Source organism: Legionella tucsonensis (assembly GCF_001468035.1).
Taxonomy (GTDB): Bacteria; Pseudomonadota; Gammaproteobacteria; order Legionellales; family Legionellaceae; genus Legionella; species Legionella tucsonensis.
In genome coordinates, this window is sequence record NZ_LNZA01000001.1 from 2,232,480 (window position 1) to 2,251,140 (window position 18,661).

An 18,661-nucleotide genomic window follows, 5' to 3' on the forward strand; every position below is an offset into this window, starting at 1 on the left:
CACAAGTATATGACAACAGCCTTTCTTTTTTATTAGAAGTAATGACATTATTCAACCTCATCTTCAACAATACAATCACTTAGCACACAGAAAAGAAACGTCACTTGCATTGCATACAATTCTTTTCAATTGATTTAAATCCATACATTTATTGAAATTATCCAGATCATCTCTTGTCATTGATTACAATTTTGTTATATAAATTAACGATTTTGAAATAATAATGATATTTATTCTTACATATGTATTACAACAACCGATCATTCACTTAAGGAGTGTTTATGTTTAATCGATTGATGCTTGGTGTACGTCGATTTCAAAATGAATCATATAAACAAATGGAGGAGGATTTTAAGGAATTAAGCGCGGCACAAAAACCTGAAACTCTATTCATTACTTGTTCTGATTCACGTATAGTGCCACATCTTTTAACACAAACAAAACCTGGTGATTTATTCGTCATCCGGAATGTAGGAAATATTATTCCCCCCTCATACGTTCCTTCAAGTGAAGCTGCCGGACTCATGTTCGCCCTAAAAGAACTTCCCACTATCAAAGATATTATTATTTGTGGTCATTCACATTGCGGTGCAATGAACGGCTTATTAAATCCCAATCTCCATGAACATCTGCCTGAAGTCGCCTCATGGCTTATTCACTCGCATTCCGTCTTAAAACAAGTGAACGACTCTAAAGAGCTTCATGCAGACAATTTCATTTTAAAAGTACAACAAGCGGCCAAGCTAAACGTTTTGGCACAGATGGAGCATTTAAAATCTTATCCGCTCATTGCCAATAAACTGGAGCGTAAAGAGCTCACCATCCACGGATGGTTTTATGAGTTTGAAACAGGTGAAGTATTTGTTTATGAACCTCAATATCACGAATTCTTTCCATTCGAAAAAGCATTCACTTTTGCTGTTTCCGCCAGGCGAGATAAAATTATTGAACACGTAGCGATGAAGTATTTGGAGTCGTTCACCAATCCTCAGACAACCAAAGAATATAGAGACTTGATGCAATTATTTTCACTTCTTGAAAACAATTTACTTCCCATCTGGCATGCAATAAAAAAAGAAGTGACACAAAAATTATGGGAAGAATTGGGCGGTTTATATTCCAGCATGGATGATGTTCAATTTAGTAATATGCTGGAACAGGGACATCAGGTAAAGCTGGTAAATTTAAAAGATTTTCAAAAAAATATATCAGAATCAGAAGGTTATAAAGATTTCATTAAAATAATAATGCGACATTCATTCTTTACGTTTCCAGCCCCTAAATCAATACCAGAGGTATTCTGCAATTTAAGTTTTAATTATTAAGCAAAAGAAGAACGGGGGTTGAACTATTTCATCTATCGATCTATTGTTATAATCTGACCAACTAAATCGGGATGATTATATGTATAAAAATAATAAAAAATCTGAGTATCCCACCCAGTATCATAGCTATCCTAGCACTATCGGCCGCAAAGCCATCAACACGGACATAACAACAGTTGCTCATAATATCATTATCATGGTCACGGACAAATGTCTTATACGCAGCCGCTGGGCATGTGCCGATCATGTTAGATCATCAGTATGGTCATAATCATAAGAAACATTCCTAGGATTATAGTCCATCGTAATATTGAGAGGAATTTAGGAATATTTTAGGGATAGGAAAATAGATGAAAGGGAGTTCATGATGAAAACAATTCTTAAAACCTGTTTTTGTGTTGCTACGCTTTGTTCAACTCATTTGCTTTTTGCGGCCTCTGCAGAGGTAGGAGTAGAAAATAAACAGCCTGAAAAATCAATTCTAGATTATTGGACACCTGAAAGGCTGATGAATGCTAAAGAAATGCCTTATCCTCAAGTGAATCCGAGCGAGGTTGAGGAAATCGATAGGGATTTGTTAAATTCCGAAGAGCCACAGGAGCAAGAGGGTGCTCCTCCTGAAGAAGATATTAAGCTTGATGAAATGTCTTTGATTCCAGAGAACTTGCTTAATCAGAAAGTAGGAGGTCAAACTTTTTTTGATCGAGGAACCTCAGGTTATAATTTTACGAGTTCTCGTTTAAATCCGATAACGGCTGATCTTACGTATCCCTATAGGACTGTAGGAAAGCTTTTCTTTACTGTTCCAGGAATGGGTAATTATGTTTGTTCCGCTGCAGTAATTAATCGAAGAATTATTTTAACTGCCGGACATTGCGTTCATTCAGGAAGAAATGGCATTAGCGGTTATTATACTAATTTTCTTTTTGTCCCAGCTTTTCGAGACGGAAGAGCACCTTTACGAGCTTGGTCTTGGAGATATGTTCTCACTACGACAGCCTGGTCAACGGGTGGAGGGATAGTTCCAAACGCTGCAGACTATGCCATGATTGAGGCGAATGACATCGTTATAAATGGTATAGCCACTCGCGTGGGTTCTCTTGCAGGATACATAGGCTGGCGAACTAGTTCCTTAATACCCAACCATGTACATCTATTAGGCTATCCTTGTAATTTGGACTCATGCCAAAAAATGCATCAAGTGACGGCTCAAAGTGCTCGCGCGGTGGCTCCCAATAATGTTGAGTATGGATCAGATATGGCGGGGGGGTCTAGTGGTGGTCCTTGGGTACAAAATTTTGGAGGGGTAGCGGCAGGACAGACAGGGGGTCTTAATCCTGCTCGTAATGCGATTGTAGGAGTTACATCTTATGGCTACACTGACACCCGAATTAAGCTGCAAGGAAGCTCTATATTAGATAGTCGGTTTGTAAGTTTGCTAAATAGTATGTGTGCCCATCGAAGTGGCAACTGTGGGTAATGTGTAGCTTACATAACCTGGGTTCAGGTCCACACGACTGAAACCCAGGATGATTTTCATTCAACCTGCACTCAAAATACGACCATTAGTCAAGATTTTAAGCTCTCCTCTGAGCTATTAATAATTTACTGATCTGGAAAGAGAAATCTGGTCTTCTTTGAAGTTTTCGAATAAATTGTCTAAAAATTCTGATGTGGACGAACCTTTAAAGAAAGATAACTATTTATTTAATTTGCAAAATAAAATTTTTAGTCTACATAATATTAAACAAAGGGATTTTAATGTGAGTATTCATGAAAAAATGGACGGGTTTCATCATAGCTTTAGCAGTGCTTATCCTTATCGCTTACTATGCTGTTGGTTTCTCAATCGAGAATACCCTAACTAAAAATATAAATTCAATTCCTAAAACTTCTTCATTTAGTGTTCATTTAGATAAATACCACCGAGGCTGGTTTTCATCTCAAGCGAACTTAACATTTAAGATGCATATCCCGGCACAAAATATAACAGATAAAAATGATGTTCCCAGAACTGAACCACCAACTGATTTTGATGTAGACATCCCTATTTTTATCAAACATGGACCTTTTATAGCTACAGATCATGGTATACGTTTTGGAATAGGCCTTGTCACAACTCAACCTGAAACTCATTATGAAGCATTTATTAATTATTTGAATAAAACCATTTTTAGATATACGCTCCCCTCCTTTGCCATAGAAGGTAAAATTGGACAAAATGAAGGAGACTTCAAGTTAAATTGGCAGGGCTTATCTTCTTTGCTGTGTGTTTCTTCTAATCTTGATGATATTGATGGTAACTTCAGGCTATTGGGAGTCAAAGGAGCTGCTAATAATTCCTCCAATATGGAAAATAATCTTGCCTTCAATATTGGTGAGATCACTTATGATTATAAATTTAAACGCCACCAAGAATGGTTATGGCTTGGCCAGTCTCATTTTGACATTCCTTTTGTTGCAATCAATCTGGCAGGTAAAAAGGTATTCGAGCTAGGAGGTTTTGACTTATCGGCCGGTTCTAATGTTCATGATGGCGCAATGGACATTGATTTTAAACTGTCATTGCAAAAGCTGTTTACGGATAATCATAATTATGGACCAGGAATTTTACACTTAAATTTTAGAAATCTGGATCCAGTCATTGCAGCAAAAATCAATCAACAAGAATTCAATCTGATGCAAAATAATAGCAACCCCAATCTCATTACGCTTGCATTCGCAACTGAGTTACCCAAACTCCTTGCCAAAGGAGCTGTATTAGAACTTTCGGAAATGATGTTGGATGTACCAGATGGGAAAATTATAGGCAATTTTAAAATTTCACTGCCAAAAAGCGAAGGAGATGAAGTGTCTCAGATGATGCAAAAAATGTATGGTGAAGGTTACTTTAAAGCACCGATAACAACTGTAAAAGTACTCATGAGTACATCAATTAAGAATAATCTTGCCACCAATGCTCAAACCATTCCAGATGCCAAGGTAATATCGCCTGGCTCAACAAGTCCAACACAAATCCTCACTAATCTCGATGGTGAAGCTGCAACTCATGCAGAAAAAATGTTACAAGATTATGTCAATAAAGGACTTTTAAAGATTGAAGGCAATGATTATGTTCTTACTTTCAAGTTAGAAAACCAAAAGTTTTTTGTGAATGGAAAACCTTTTAACCCCGATATGTTGAAATAATTTGGAATAGTTTGCACCATAAACCATCCAATTTTTAGATAGTGTAGAAAAGCCCATATAAAATAGGATATGGGCTTAGAAATCTTTATGAGTGTGTCGGCATAGAAGAAACATCATACTTCGGTTCCGAACGATCAACATAAGCATTAACCAGTCCAGTCAAAAATCCGATCTTATCTGACATAGAAAGATCTGCTGATAAAACCCCTCGGGTAATGCCTTCAAATACTTGTGTCAGTGGAGTTTGTATGCGTTTTTCTGATTTATCCTTCTGAGTAGAAAATTGACTCTCAAGAGCATGACTCATTCCTCGAATTATTGGATAAACAATGGCCGGAACTAACTGCAATACCTCCCCGTCTTCATCTACAACCTCTGCTGTTTGTCTTCTAAGACAAGCTAGATTACTTCTGTTTTGCTGGAAAAAATTAATAGCCTTTGATTTTGTAACTTCATTTGATTTTGTAACTTTCTGTGGCTTTGTAGCTTCCTGTATTTTTGCGGCCTCATGGCTTCTAGTAAAGTTAACTTCCAACCAATTGACTAAGCGAGAAGGATTCTCCGTGTGAAAACAAAATTTACTATGGGTACACTCGTCTTTGATACTGTGACCTTTTTCAATACGAGCAACATGGTTATTAACAATGAAGTACTCTCGTGTTGCTGTAAAAGAAGGCAAAATAGCACCTGGATAAATAATAAAATTATAACCTAACTGCGCTGCTAACAACATAATAGAAGGGCTTTCTTCTTTGATATAGCTTCGAGAACGTTCAGCCCATACTCCACGGTCTCCTTCTTCTTTACAATGGCGCTTCACATAATCATCGGCTGAGGCATCAACAGCTACGCTAAGGCCTTCTACATTGTCATAATGAGGTAATATGTCTTTTAATGTTTTATCAAAATCACGCTGAGTAATCCACGTATGCCAACGAACGATCTCGAAATTCTTTCCTTGTTGTAAAGCGAGTTGATTGATAATAGAAATTTTTTTATCCATTGAAACACCAGGATACAGCTCGTGGAACTCACTAACAGTCGTACCTAAAGGAACTAGGAAAGCAGCTAAATTATTCTCAAAATACGATTCACCTTCTTCCAAAGCCAGCTTATTAAGAGTCGCTTCTTCGCCAGGAGAAAAAGTCTTATCCCTAAGATTGTGCCAATAAATTTCATCAGCAATTAAAAAAGTTGTTTTACCTTTAGGACCAGAATAATCAATAGGAGTTTGATGCGTAGCAACAGCTTGTTGCACGATAGCTCCTAAATAGTCACCGGCACAAAACTCATTTCCTTTAATACTTAAAAGGACTAAATCTTTTGTAGTCTTTAGAGATGGAAAACGACTTTTACTATTATCTTTTTTATTTGCTGGATCAAAGCTTGCAGTAACAATTTTACCGTCTTTGGGACCTTTAACTTTTTTTGGCATTTACTTATTTCCTTCGCATTTATTTTATTTCTTTTGTACGCTAGCAATTCATGCATATATTTTAAATTATTTAAAATTAGTATATTACGTACTTAAATTACTATTTTTTAGATTATTAAAATCAAAAACCACTAAATTTCCAAGCGAAAATATAGCCATAGTATAATCCATTTTGAAGAAAAAATAACCATTTTTTCCATAAATAGTTTATAATATTTTCACACAATACTTATAAGAGACAGATCATTTTGGACGGTTTACTATACTCTTCGACGAGTAAGTCCATTAATATACTGTCTGCACTAGTTACAACAATATTTTTACTTAATAATGCATCAGTTTGCTTATTAAGATTATTTATACGGTGAAAAATGGATTCTGAAAAAATAAAAGAGTTACACGAAATTGTTAATCGAAAAAACGCGGAAATTCATCAATTAACTCTCGCTCTTGAAGAAGAAAAATTAAAGTTTAAAAATGAATTACAAGCTGTTCATAATTATTATGAAAATATAATTGCTTTAATGCCAGGACATGTTTATTGGTTAGATAAGAATAACGTATTTTTAGGGTGTAATGATGCGCAAGCTAAAAGTGCACGCTTGAAATCAAGAAAAGATATCGTTGGAAAAACCAATTACGACATGCCATGGAAAGATCAGGCAGAAGAATTAAATAAACTCAATACATTAGTAATGGAAACTGGCATACCACATACGGCTGAAGAATATGCGATTATGGCTAATGGAATGGGAATTTATTATTCCCAAAAAGTCCCTTTGCGCAATCAAAAAAATGAGATTATTGGCGTTTTAGGCATTTCTCTAGATATCACAGAGCGCAAAAAAATGGAAGTCGCATTGCGTCGTGCCAAGGAAAACGCAGAAGTTGCCAACCAGGCGAAAACTGAGTTTATAGAGAATATGAGCCATGATATTTATACCCCATTAAGCGGTATTGTTGGGATGTCACGACTTTTAGAAGAGAAAGCCGAAGATCCTGAAAGAAAACAATATGCGCGCTGGATTCATGAAAGTAGCGAACAATTACTGGATTTGCTCAACGGTGTAATGGAAATCGTTACGGCAGATAACCTCAGAGAAAGTGATGTACATGAGGAGTTATTTGAATTACGCAAGAACATTAAAGATATTGCACATCTTGTGCAACCAACTCTGGAAATGAAGAAAATACAATTGAATATTGAGATTGATGAAACAACACCAAATAGTTTTATCACTGATGGTACAAAGTTACATCGAGTTCTGTTAAATCTTGTTGGAAATGCGATTAAATTCACTGACACCGGTGTTGTTACAATTAAAGTAGAAACCCTTTCTTATGAAAATAGTTATGCCCAACTCCGATTTAGTGTAATCGATACAGGAATTGGTATACCTCCTGAATTAAAAAACAAGATTTTTGATCGTTTCTTTCGCGCTATTCCTTCTTATAAAAGCCAGCATAGCGGTTATGGTGTTGGTCTTCATGTGGCACAAAAATACCTAAGTCTATTAGGTGGAGAAATAAATCTAGAAAGTGAAGTTGGAAAAGGCTCCTCTTTTTATTTTACCCTTACAATGAAAATTGGATACAATGAGAGTAATTCCTCTCTCTGTAGAGCCAGCGAAACTAAATTACAGCAAGAGGAAACAGAATTTAGTTCACCGCTAATTTTACTCGTAGAAGATAATATTATCTCTCTGCATATGCTTGAAAATGTTGCAGAGCATGCTAAATATCAATTCTTTTCAGCGATTGATGGTGAACATGCTTTAGAGCTTCTGGAAACAAATGATTTTGACTTAATCATTACTGATATAGGCATAACCGGCATTGCAGATAAAAACCTCATTCAGTGTATTCGCGAGCTGGAAAAACAAACGCAGAAAAATCCCATCCCAATTATTGGCCTAACTACCAATACTTCAGGTAAAGTAGAAAATGAACTTTTGCGTTCTGAAATGAATAAAGTATTGACCAAACCCATTCATTTAAAAATGCTACAGGAGGTAGTCAATGGACTCAATTTATCCTCTACAAAAGAAAACAATTTTAACTAAAAATATTCTAGGGTCTGCCCAAAGGACCCTAGAATATTTTTAGTTATGGTGTTTCGAAGTAATTTGGATCTAAAGGATAACAAACCCAACTTAACAATGAACCATTATAATTAACTTCAAGTGTTGAGGTATTTAAAGCAGATAACTCAGGTTGCTTATCTATATAACACACTTGACGTTCCCCATTTACGCTTACATAGTAATAAGAGGTTGTGGTTGCATAATCATTTGGCACAAAGTAAATATCGCCTTGTTTTTCCAAGATAATGGGTTGGCCAGTAATTATTATTTTTTCTGCGTAGGAAACTGCATTAAGCATTGTAAGCGAACAAATAACTACTAATAATTTTTTCATAATAATTTCACTCCATGAAATAATTTTGCTCGACATAATTAATTATAGAACAGTAATAATATTCCTTAATTTCATATATGGATGCAATGACCTGTACTCCTCTCTCAGTCAACTGATTAAAACTCCACTATCCAAATTGTAGACTATTCATGCAAAATTTCAGGATTTCAGAGGAAAGATTATAGGCTTGTGCTTTTTGGTGTTTTGTACTCTAAGAAAGATTATAATCCTTTAATCACTGCTTGCATTTATGACACACTGTCACTTAATTTTAAAAGGAATATTATATGAGTACGATAGATTGGCTAACAAAACTTATAGCCTTCGATACTACCTCACGCAATTCCAACTTATCTCTAATAGAAACTCTGGCGAATACTTTGAATGACTATCAGATTAATCCCATATTAATCTATGATGACAAAAGGGTTAAAGCAAATTTACTCGCATCTATACCCGATCATCATGGTCGATTTGAGGGAGGACTTATTTTGTCGGGTCATACAGATGTAGTACCTGTTGATGGACAAACTTGGAGTAGCAATCCATTTCAAGCAACGATTAAAGACAAGAAAATATATGGGCGAGGTGCATGTGACATGAAAGGTTTCATTGCAGTGGTTATGAACCTTATTCCCCAATTGAAAGCACTTAACCTCAAATTCCCCGTGCATTTTGCTTTTTCATATGATGAAGAAATTGGTTGCCTTGGCGCGCCAAGTCTTATAGAGAAAATGACTCAACTAAATTATAAACCCAAAGCATGTATTGTAGGCGAACCAACCTCTATGCAACCTGTAATAGGGCATAAAGGAATACAATGCTATCGCTGTCAAATTCACGGCGTAGCTGCTCATTCATCACTAACCCCCGAAGGGTGTAATGCAATAGAGCATGCCGCATCATTTATTACTTATCTTCGTAAAATGGCTCACCAGTTTCAATCTCAAGGACATCGAGATGAGTCATATGATGTACCTTACACTACGGTATCCACCAACCTCATTCAGGGTGGAAATGCTTATAATACGATTCCAAGTTTGTGTGAGTTTGTTTTTGAAATTAGAAACTTGGTGGTTGATACCCCAGATCAACTTTATCAACAAATAGTTGATTTCATAGATACAGAACTACTACCTACGCTACGTAAAGAACAAGTAAACACGAATGTGGTTTTGGAAGTCCTCGCTAAAGCACCTGGACTGGATACTCCCCCCTCAGAATCAATTGTTCGCGCGGCCCAGTCAATTTGTCAAAATGAAAAAAAATTAAAAGTTGCTTATGCCACGGAAGCAGGTTTATTTCAACAAGAGAAAATACCCACTATTGTTTGCGGTCCAGGTAGCATTGAGCAGGCTCATCGTGCTAATGAATTCGTAGCACTTGAGCAACTCCATCAGTGCGAACAATTCATTATCAAAATGCTGCAATCCTCATTCCTTAAGAATTCGGAATAAACAACGAATAATAACTGGATATTATGACATGATAATCCTTTATATCCCCTTTCATGAAGAAAATGATCTAATTGCTCATGCACAGCATTGGAAAGAAACGCTTAATGATCAAAACATACTTATCGTCCAACATGGTAAGCCAATTAACTATAAATTAATGGAACATAAATACCTCACCATCTATGTACTTGCACATGGGATTGATAATTTATTGGAATATTTTCATCTGGCGAGCAATTGTGCTATTACAAATCAATCTACTCATCTTGGCATTGATAAAATAGCAGAACGCTTTAACTATGATTTTGTTTTTCTACATCATAGGATTATAAATATAAAGCTTTATTTTTGTAATAATAAAGGAAATCATCAAGCCATAGCAGAAAAATTCAATAGCCATTTAGTCTTATTCGATGCAGTTATTGATTATTATGCCGGGACACTTTTTTCTCCTTCAGCGGATAAAAAAAAGTATTCCTATTACAATGGCAAATGGTATTCCAGCTCAAATGTACGCAAGACGTTACGTAAAAGTAGAATATGGCAGGATCCGGATGAGCAAATAAGTATAAAACAACTGAGTATTCTTAATTTTTTGAAAAACACAAAACAAAACCGTATTGATTTAATGTTTAATAGACAAAAAAAAGCACGCCAAAAACTATTCATGCAAAGAAGAAATGAACATCAAAAATCGGATGCTGAAGAAATGCAAACCACAGAATCAAACAAGAAAATGCCAATTCATTGCCAACACCAAGGGCGTTAATTTCAAATGCTTCTGTTGAACACTCTAGGTTAAATTTATTTGCTTGATATGATTCATGAATTAATTTATAACGGAGTGTAAATTTTTTATAATTATAGGTGTTCATTATGCCAACCATTCGATTCAGAGAAACCCCATTAATCCGTGAAATTTTAACTATTTATAAAGAGTTGCAAATAAAAATCATGGACGTCGCTCACACCAGCATCTTTGAAATCCCTATAGAAAACCAAGGTTGGGCCTATACGTTTGGTTTGACCTATAAAGAAGGAATTATAGAGGGATTGGAATATCCTCAACCTGGTGGATTATCAAATATAGCCAGGAGAATACAAGAACAATATAATTCAAAAGAAATTAAAAACAATTGTGACTACTTTAACTTTGTATACAATACGTGTTTTCAGTACATTGCGGATAATCAAAACCGCTATTTTGGCCGCGCCAATTTGAATGATATTTCACATGGTAAAGTGATAGCCATGATCTTATTGGCTCATCTTTGTCGCCAGGCCTTGGAAAGACCGGTCGAAGAGCAAAATAAATACAAAGAACGAATTCAACTTTTTACTGTTGAATTACTAAAGCACAAAGACATCCAAAGTACTAGCAGCCAAGATGATAAACTTCTTTCCTGTAAATCTGCTCTTGAACGTATATTTTCTGCCCCACAACACGACGACTCAATTAATCAGGAAAATAAAATTGAGGCTTATTATCAACACATTGTGGAGACATCGCGAAAATTAAATGAGTTGCTTGTTGGCATTGATAACCACATGCTGCCGTTATTTAGTGGGCAAAATCAAATTGATGTGATGCATTTGAAGGATCTGTTCAAAAGAGTAGATAAAACTTCTCTAACTACCACAGAACGAGACGTTATTAATAACCCTTTTGTTACAGAACTATTTGGTCGCTTTGAAATTGCGTTACAAGAAGATGACTATCTTGCACTTTATAGAGGACTTGATTATCAATTACCTATGGAGGGTAATTTCTTATGGGGGCAGTTTGAAAGAGAGCAACAAGAAAACCTTATTAAGCTATTAAAGTTACGAGATAAATTACACGTCTTGCAAAGTGAACTTAAAAAACTTCACGACTTTGCCAGTGGAAACAAAATCAGCTACTTTAATGATTTTATTAAATTGTCCGAACCCTACTTGAAAGACATTCATCATGTCAAAAGTGAGCTCAATGTTTATTTAGAAAAGTTTGAGGCAGATTGTGGAAAAGTTTATCGTCAGCGCAGTAAATCTTCAAGTTCAGCCCGAAGTTTATGGGAACCTTTTTACTTAAATAAACACCCATTAGTTGAAGTAAGAAATCATTTCATCACTGCATCCCAACAAATTAGCGCAGCATTTGCGAGCATTCCGTTTGATTGCTTTAATGCACTACAAGAATTCAGTAAAGAAGCTAATGCGGTCGTAAAACGTGGATATGTATTATTTGGCGCCGAATTTGATGTGAGAGATAGCGACTTTCAATCTGATATTTCACGGGCACAAGCAAAAGAATTGAACCGACAAGCAGAGCTTATTTTAATAAAGCAAAAAAGTATCTTAGCCGAGTATGATGAGCTGCTTCAACAAGCACAGCAATCTCAGGATGAAACAATAAAAAAGCTGATTGATATTCTGCATCGTCGGCGCGCTGTCGTTGCACAAATCATCCAGGCTATTGAATTTCAAACTCATGATGTTGCCGAAGAGGAGGGTTTTGTTCTTATTGAGAGCAGTAATTTTGAAACCAAAATGCTTGAAGAAGAACATCAAACTGCCGGTTTTTTTCAAATTATTAGAAACTACTTATCTCGCCCATCAGTGAGTGCCCTTGAATATACTGCTTTAAAAAGTGAACTTCAAGAACTAAGTATCGAATTAGAGGAAACCCAAGAAGCAAACTCACGCTTGCAACAACTCAATCAAAAAAAAGAAGAGGCTCTTTCGCTACAAGATCAAGAGATTCAAACTCTTATTGCTGAAGTACAAAGAAAAAATGAGAAATTGGAACTTGTTGCAGCTATTGCAAGCACCTCAACATTAGATGCACATAATTTTCGATTATTGATGAGGCGCATTACAAACAATCAAACGGCCCAAGTAAAAGAATTATTAAGTATAGTAAATAATGTTGAAGCAATTATTCAACAAGGACGACTTTATAAAAAAGCTTATGAGACAAAAGCTGGCCAATACGATAATTCATTCTTTTTTAGTCATAATGATAACGGTAAAAGACATGCACGCAAGGTTATAAATGCCTGGGAACGTGATTTGCGCTCAATTATGAATGAAGCCATTACTCAAGCACTCGAAAAAGGAGAAAATATGGATGGAGCAATAATCCATGCGTTCACCCAATCTCTTTCTGAGTCGTTAGTAGATTCAATCGAGAATTTAATCATTAATGAAGATTACAGCAGCTATAAACAACATTCTTTTCGCAATTATCTACGTTATTTTCACCAACAGCTCATTACCAATGGACAATTAAATGAAAGTTTAGCTGCTGAAGGCAATCCGATTAAAAATGTTAATGCAATTTTTGCAACAGTCAATGGTTCATTTGATAAAACAAAATTAGAAGAATTTGAGCAGTCTATAAAAGATTATAAACCATTCAGCATAATCTAAGCAGAACGAATTAAATATTAAAATCAGTCAGTCACGTGGCTTGACTGTAAACAATTTTATAATATAAGTTTTTTTAAAGTTGATTGATAGCAATTCGAACCTATGGCCAAGAGTATATGTAAATGCTTAATCAATCATTATGGGTAATAAAGTGCAATATATAGGGCAGAGCCATTTCTTCCCCTATTTTTCATCAATTTGCTTTCAATAAGAAAAACAAATGGTCATTTTGATTGAAATAACAACATAATTTGGATATAATTTTCCGGGACTTATGGGAGATAGAGTGATAATGAAATATAAGGTTCAAAACAATCAAGTACTGGATTTTTGTATGTCGGTAGAATTGAGTGACTGTCAAGACATAATTTTATATTCACCTGTATATAACAAAAAAGCAAAAGAAATTTATTATAACAAAGCTGATTTCACCAATATAAATTCTAGTAATAAAGAACTCTTAGATGCACATAGTTTTTTTAATGATTCTCGTCCAGCCGTTGCTGTTTTTAAACTGGGCGGGGGTGTATTTCATTACTTTATGGTTCAAAAAGAATGCGTAAATAATCGGAGCTTCTACCGTGTTTTACAAGCTTATGATGGGGAGTACTCCCTGCAAGACTGGTTGCAAACGGATAGAAAATGGAGCACCGATGCCAAGGAAAAATTCGGTAAAGGGCAATGGCTATCCCAGGATCAAATGCAAGAATTCATTCTTAATTTAAAAGAAATTTGTCAAGGTAATCAAGAAGCTTATTTCAGCAATTTTGGTGTAAAAACTACTTTTACGGATTCTGTCTTTATTTCTGTAAATCATTTTTTAAAGAAATTCGATTGCCAGGAACACATTACCGTTACATTGAATCCTCACACTCAGGTACACTCTACATTAGTAGAAAACAGCATGTTTGCAAAACCTGAATTTGAAAACAAATCGTATAATACTCCACAGATAAACTATCCCCTGTGAGAAAAAACTGTGAAAAAGGATCGTCCTTTCCACGATTGAATTATTGTACTTCAGGGAAAGTATTGAAATCGAATAAAGAAATATATCTATTTCAACTCTATTAACCGAAAGTAAACTACGTTCTAATCAATGGGCTGACAATGTGATTATGAAGCTCTTGCTCGTGATCTTTTCGTCAGTGATTATTTCGGTAGATGTTCATGGACAAACTTTTCTAATTACAAAGACCGCAAAAGGTACTGAGATCAATATTACTCCCACAAAAAATAATCCCTACCCTTTTTCCATGAAGCTCATTTTTTAAAGGGTTAAGACATGCTGCAATGCCGGCAGCACAAGCTGGCTCAACCATCATTTTAAGTTCTTCTGCAATTAATTTCATTGCCGTAATAAGTTCATAATCACTAACGGTTACTAATTTATCGACATTCAGTTTGCATAAATGGAAACTATATGGTTCCGCTTTAGGGGCACCAAGGCTGTCTGCAATCGTTTGAATTTTATTAATAGCCATTGGCTTATTCGCTATGAAACTCCGATTCATTGTATCTGCACCTTCTGGCTCTGCTCCATAGATTTTACAAGATGGTTGGGCTTGCTTGAAGGCATTTGAAACCCCAGCACATAAACCGCCACCTCCTACAGCTATAACAACAGCATCTAATCCTTTTGTTTGTTCCGCAAACTCCAAACCCAATGTGGCAGTTCCCAATGCAGTATGGTAGCCTTCAAAAGGATGAATAAAGGCCCGAGACTCCTCTTTTGCAATGTCATGAACCAGGTTAAAGCCTTCATTAATGGTGTCACAATAAATGATTTCAGCGCCATAGGATTGACAACGTTGAACTCGAAATGTGTTAGCCGTTTTTGGAATAACAACTTTCGCATTGATACCTAATTGTTTTGCAGCGTATGCTACTGCAATTGCATGATTACCAGCACTTATAGCAGTGACTCCGTTTTTTAATTCATGAGTCTTTAGAGCCATCATATTTAATAAGGCTCCACGAAGTTTAAAACAACCACCATATTGGAATGTTTCAAGCTTGAGAAATAATTCGGTATTCTTTCCAAAAAGATTATCTTTTTCTTGCCCCCTCCATTCCCAAACAGGGGTTAGCAAAATTTTATCACCAATAAGCTTTCTGGCTTCGCGAATTTCCTTTAGATTTGGGATTTTGATTTCTTCAGTCATAAATATTGATGCCTTATATTAGAGTTGTTTATCGCGTCTGAACTAAGTTTAATTCAAATTAAAGACATTTAACCCCTCTTAGATTTTTTTTGCTTCAATTTGATTCCTATGCCTATCTTACTGACATACGTTTTCTCAAAAACCTTCATGTATGAGTTGACATAAACTATTTAAATCTAGATGATCATGTACATTCCACCGTCGTTTGCTGAAAATCATTAATTTTTAATTTAACAATCGGCTACACATCATATTCTCGGTTGCTATTTAAAATATAGTACCGCTTCATTTTCTTGTACATTGATATGAAAGACACCTTGGTAAATGATGAATCATCTGATTAACTTCTAAATCCCACAAGAAGTTTGACTGACTATAAACAGACTTATCCACAGAAAATGTGGATAACTTAAATAAAATCGTGAAGATTTAAAAATGATATAACCCAGACACAGCAAGGGTCTTATATATTACTGATTAATCATTCATTATTCGGTAAAAATAGATATCCACAGGCAAGGGATAAGTAAAAAGAATTTAGACATAGCTATGTTATACAAATAAAAAATAAAAAAACAGTCTTGACTCGAACTATTTTTACTTTTTATTTTTGAGCCAATCTTTGGTTAAACTTTGTGCTTAAAAAATAATTCCTCTCGGAAAGAGAAGAAAGACTAAAAGTCTAGTGTATTCAGAAGTACATACCTTAGAAATAATCTATAGAGGTATTAGCACCAGCGCTTATCTGTAATAAATAAGCTAATCATAACCGAGCCAACAAATATTTTTCCTGATTCAAATACATGGGGCTTCATTTCCCAAACCCAATGATCGTATAAAGCTGCATGATCTAATGTTAAGGGCCGAATCACTAACTCCTGCTAAGTTAGAAAAATAGGGCCTTCCTAATCAAAAGGATTAAATAAGCTTTATATCGACTTTGTTTGGGTCTGTCCAAATATCATTTAATCCCCAATAACATTCTTTATTCGGATGTAATTGTCCCTGTTTTCTACCAAAATTAGAAAAAACAGTTTGTTCTACTAATTTTAATCTAGCTTCTTCTTCAGTATTAGCCCAAGCATCCTGACCATTTTCAAGAATATTTTCGTACCCCCCAATATCTTTAATTATTTTTATTGTTTCCTTATCTATTACTCGCAATCTATAATGATTCATTTTTAGCTCCAGAAAATTAATTTATTCTCCTTTTGTTTTATATTAGCTTATTTTTAAATAGGCTAACAATTAAACGTTCTGCAATAATAATATTTTGATTAAACGATAAATTCGCAATAAGAATTGCCATTGTAAATCCCATTCCTGTCAAGATACTGGCTCACCCTAAATAATCTCCAAGTTAGGTCTTTGGGTTTTCTCACTAACCTTAAAAAATCAGCGACAAAAAGCTAAAACAAAAAACACCTAAAGGCTTACCCAGAATAAATCCTAAAAAATATGGAAATAGTTACTTCATGGGTAAAATCTAAAGAAAATAATGATATTCCTGCGTTCGCTAAATCATATAAGGGTAAGATAAAATAACCTATCCATATTGATTATATTGATAGGCCGTATAGGGATCGAACCTATGACCAAGAGATTAAGAGTCTCCTGCTCTACCAGCTGAGCTAACGGCCCGTTTTTAAAATGAATTGTAAAGAGAACTGTTAACCATCATAACATGTCAACTACACTTAAATGGTAGCTGATATCGATAAATTTTCCAACCCTAGCTTTGCTCCTAAAATTGTCTTGTATATGATTTATTTTTAATTCTATTTGTGCAATAAATGCCGCAACTGCTTTGAATTTTACTTCAAGACAGTTGCGGCATTTATTGCGACCTGAGATTTTCTTAACTTGGCAACTCTGCTGGATAGAGCTTTGATACAACATATTTCTCTCGATATGCAACGAACAGAAAACCAATAACTCCAAGCGCCAGCGTTACTGGGATAACTCCGACTCCATAAATAAAAGCACTCGCTTCACGAATACCGCCATTTGCATTGACTACAAAACCAATTATTGTATGGAAAGCATAGCCAAAAATCATGATTATCATGTTAGCAATTGCAGTCGTCAGACCAGCAAGATGCTCAGGTACGTAAGTAGAAACTGTATAAATTGCCAAAATCTGATAAGCGCAACACATTCCAACCAATATAAAAGATACTGTAATGCTAGAGACTGTTAACATACCCGCAACAAGTGCAATGAAGACCAGGCACATGATTATTCCAGAAGCAATGATTGTTCCCAGGTAATATCCTGTTTTTTCTGCGATTAAACTTAAAATCGGAGATCCAAAACACATTCCTATAAAGATCATTGAAGGTAAGTAGTTTGCTGTTGATGTATTCAAACCATAGACTTGTTTTAAAAATCCAGATCCCCATACATCAGAAAAACCCTCAAGAGGCCCAAGCATCAATCCAGCAAAACAGCAAATGAAGATTACTTTTTTATTTGTAAAAACCGTTTTAATATTGGAAAGAACTGATGTGTGATAAGTAGGTTTTTCATCAGGTACAATAAAATAGGTTATGCAAGCCAATATGAGACCAATAGCAATAAACACTTCAATTACCATTTTATAACCAACTGCCTGACACATATAACTAACAGGCCCTCCACCATAGACAGCACCGATAAGTCCTATCATCACCGAAAAACTGAGCATCCGGGAAAAATGCTGTTCTTTAAAAGCCATACGTATGATTTTAAATGTCCCTAAAATGGCAGCTGAAGACCCAATACCAATTAATGCTCTTCCTACAAGAGGATAGATCCAATTATCAGCAAAAATAAGCGGCAGCAGTCCGATAACTGGGAGCAAAATACATACAGTCATTACTTTTCTTGGCCCAAAACGATCCAACATGATCCCAATCGGCAAATGCATTAAAGAGTAACCAAGATAATAAACACCAGAAAATTGCCCAAAAACCGTCGCATCGATGTGAAATTGCGACGTAATATCATTCATCATAATATTGGGCATCACTCTAAGAACATATTGGTATGCGTAAAATATTGATGCAATAATCCATACAAACCAGGCAACAACTCGTGATGTAGACATAAAAATCCTCAAGAAACAAGCAGCTAATATACGCACAATGACTATAACCTATGCACAACACCTATTTTAATTCATTTTTTTTGAAATTTTATTGCAAATATAGATCTTTATTAACTTGATTTGAATTAAAATTTTATTTTTTAATGATTTTGTAGATTTAAATGCTAAAATAT

At 35.2% G+C, this 18,661-nt stretch carries 14 protein-coding genes and 1 tRNA gene; 8 read left to right on the forward strand and 7 right to left on the reverse strand.

The genetic code is table 11. From position 1 onward, the window contains the following. Positions 1–281: 281 nt before the first annotated feature. From Ltuc_RS09840 to Ltuc_RS09850, 3 genes are all read left to right on the forward strand, one after another. On the forward strand, positions 282–1,325 hold the full coding sequence (locus Ltuc_RS09840) for a carbonic anhydrase (RefSeq protein WP_058521088.1): 1,044 nt from the start codon (positions 282–284) through the stop codon (positions 1,323–1,325). Positions 1,326–1,689: 364 nt separating this feature from the next. Then, a complete protein-coding gene (locus tag Ltuc_RS09845; protein ID WP_238584105.1) occupies positions 1,690–2,805 on the forward strand; it encodes a trypsin-like serine peptidase in 1,116 nt (371 codons plus the stop codon). Between the two features lie 293 nt (positions 2,806–3,098). After that, positions 3,099–4,514 (forward strand): YdgA family protein, encoded by a 1,416-nt coding sequence (locus tag Ltuc_RS09850; protein ID WP_058521090.1) that lies wholly within the window; start codon positions 3,099–3,101, stop codon positions 4,512–4,514. A gap of 85 nt (positions 4,515–4,599) precedes the next feature. Here the strand turns inward: Ltuc_RS09850 and Ltuc_RS09855 are convergent, their stop codons facing one another. Then, the gene (locus Ltuc_RS09855; RefSeq protein WP_058521091.1) at positions 4,600–5,949 is read right to left on the reverse strand and encodes a hypothetical protein; all 1,350 of its coding nucleotides are present in this window, start codon (positions 5,947–5,949) and stop codon (positions 4,600–4,602) included. A 371-nt stretch (positions 5,950–6,320) separates the two neighbouring features. Between Ltuc_RS09855 and Ltuc_RS09860 the strand changes: the two genes are divergently transcribed. Next, positions 6,321–8,012 carry an ATP-binding protein gene (locus Ltuc_RS09860; protein WP_058521092.1) on the forward strand — a complete coding sequence of 564 codons (1,692 nt, stop codon included), beginning with the start codon at positions 6,321–6,323 and terminating at the stop codon, positions 8,010–8,012. A 43-nt stretch (positions 8,013–8,055) separates the two neighbouring features. Here Ltuc_RS09860 and Ltuc_RS09865 read toward each other — a convergent pair whose 3' ends face one another. Beyond that, a complete protein-coding gene (locus tag Ltuc_RS09865; protein ID WP_238584106.1) occupies positions 8,056–8,367 on the reverse strand; it encodes a hypothetical protein in 312 nt (103 codons plus the stop codon). Between the two features lie 287 nt (positions 8,368–8,654). Between Ltuc_RS09865 and argE the strand changes: the two genes are divergently transcribed. From argE to Ltuc_RS09885, 4 genes are all read left to right on the forward strand, one after another. After that, a complete protein-coding gene (argE, locus tag Ltuc_RS09870; protein ID WP_058521094.1) occupies positions 8,655–9,824 on the forward strand; it encodes an acetylornithine deacetylase in 1,170 nt (389 codons plus the stop codon). 28 nt (positions 9,825–9,852) lie between these two features. Continuing rightward, positions 9,853–10,593, forward strand: a complete 741-nt coding sequence (locus tag Ltuc_RS09875; protein ID WP_058521095.1) for a hypothetical protein — start codon at positions 9,853–9,855, stop codon at positions 10,591–10,593. A 107-nt stretch (positions 10,594–10,700) separates the two neighbouring features. Then, positions 10,701–13,235 carry a coiled-coil domain-containing protein gene (locus Ltuc_RS09880; RefSeq protein ID WP_058521096.1) on the forward strand — a complete coding sequence of 845 codons (2,535 nt, stop codon included), beginning with the start codon at positions 10,701–10,703 and terminating at the stop codon, positions 13,233–13,235. 292 nt (positions 13,236–13,527) lie between these two features. Next, positions 13,528–14,205: a hypothetical protein gene (locus Ltuc_RS09885; protein ID WP_058521097.1), complete on the forward strand. Its 678-nt coding sequence runs from the start codon at positions 13,528–13,530 to the stop codon at positions 14,203–14,205. 214 nt (positions 14,206–14,419) lie between these two features. Here Ltuc_RS09885 and Ltuc_RS09890 read toward each other — a convergent pair whose 3' ends face one another. From Ltuc_RS09890 to Ltuc_RS09905, 5 genes are all read right to left on the reverse strand, one after another. Beyond that, positions 14,420–15,400 carry a threonine ammonia-lyase gene (locus Ltuc_RS09890; RefSeq protein WP_058521098.1) on the reverse strand — a complete coding sequence of 327 codons (981 nt, stop codon included), beginning with the start codon at positions 15,398–15,400 and terminating at the stop codon, positions 14,420–14,422. Between the two features lie 918 nt (positions 15,401–16,318). Next, a complete protein-coding gene (locus Ltuc_RS09895; RefSeq protein WP_058521099.1) occupies positions 16,319–16,579 on the reverse strand; it encodes a hypothetical protein in 261 nt (86 codons plus the stop codon). A gap of 37 nt (positions 16,580–16,616) precedes the next feature. Further along, the gene (locus tag Ltuc_RS15885; protein ID WP_133138348.1) at positions 16,617–16,721 is read right to left on the reverse strand and encodes a hypothetical protein; all 105 of its coding nucleotides are present in this window, start codon (positions 16,719–16,721) and stop codon (positions 16,617–16,619) included. 247 nt (positions 16,722–16,968) lie between these two features. Continuing rightward, positions 16,969–17,041 (reverse strand) — tRNA-Lys (locus tag Ltuc_RS09900). Positions 17,042–17,258: 217 nt separating this feature from the next. Next, entirely contained in the window at positions 17,259–18,488 is a 1,230-nt protein-coding gene (locus tag Ltuc_RS09905; protein WP_058521100.1) for an MFS transporter, read from the reverse strand. Positions 18,489–18,661 lie beyond the last annotated feature (173 nt).

Bases quoted from the DNA above. Each gene is read 5' to 3' on its own strand.
- Ltuc_RS09840 (WP_058521088.1), top strand. From the start codon at position 282: ATGTTTAATCGATTGATGCTTGGTGTACGTCGATTTCAAAATGAATCA.
- Ltuc_RS09845 (WP_238584105.1), top strand. From the start codon at position 1,690: ATGATGAAAACAATTCTTAAAACCTGTTTTTGTGTTGCTACGCTTTGT.
- Ltuc_RS09850 (WP_058521090.1), top strand. From the start codon at position 3,099: ATGAAAAAATGGACGGGTTTCATCATAGCTTTAGCAGTGCTTATCCTT.
- Ltuc_RS09855 (WP_058521091.1), bottom strand. From the start codon at position 5,949: ATGCCAAAAAAAGTTAAAGGTCCCAAAGACGGTAAAATTGTTACTGCA.
- Ltuc_RS09860 (WP_058521092.1), top strand. From the start codon at position 6,321: ATGGATTCTGAAAAAATAAAAGAGTTACACGAAATTGTTAATCGAAAA.
- Ltuc_RS09865 (WP_238584106.1), bottom strand. From the start codon at position 8,367: ATGAAAAAATTATTAGTAGTTATTTGTTCGCTTACAATGCTTAATGCA.
- argE (WP_058521094.1), top strand. From the start codon at position 8,655: ATGAGTACGATAGATTGGCTAACAAAACTTATAGCCTTCGATACTACC.
- Ltuc_RS09875 (WP_058521095.1), top strand. From the start codon at position 9,853: ATGATAATCCTTTATATCCCCTTTCATGAAGAAAATGATCTAATTGCT.
- Ltuc_RS09880 (WP_058521096.1), top strand. From the start codon at position 10,701: ATGCCAACCATTCGATTCAGAGAAACCCCATTAATCCGTGAAATTTTA.
- Ltuc_RS09885 (WP_058521097.1), top strand. From the start codon at position 13,528: ATGAAATATAAGGTTCAAAACAATCAAGTACTGGATTTTTGTATGTCG.
- Ltuc_RS09890 (WP_058521098.1), bottom strand. From the start codon at position 15,400: ATGACTGAAGAAATCAAAATCCCAAATCTAAAGGAAATTCGCGAAGCC.
- Ltuc_RS09895 (WP_058521099.1), bottom strand. From the start codon at position 16,579: ATGAATCATTATAGATTGCGAGTAATAGATAAGGAAACAATAAAAATA.
- Ltuc_RS15885 (WP_133138348.1), bottom strand. From the start codon at position 16,721: ATGGGATTTACAATGGCAATTCTTATTGCGAATTTATCGTTTAATCAA.
- Ltuc_RS09905 (WP_058521100.1), bottom strand. From the start codon at position 18,488: ATGTCTACATCACGAGTTGTTGCCTGGTTTGTATGGATTATTGCATCA.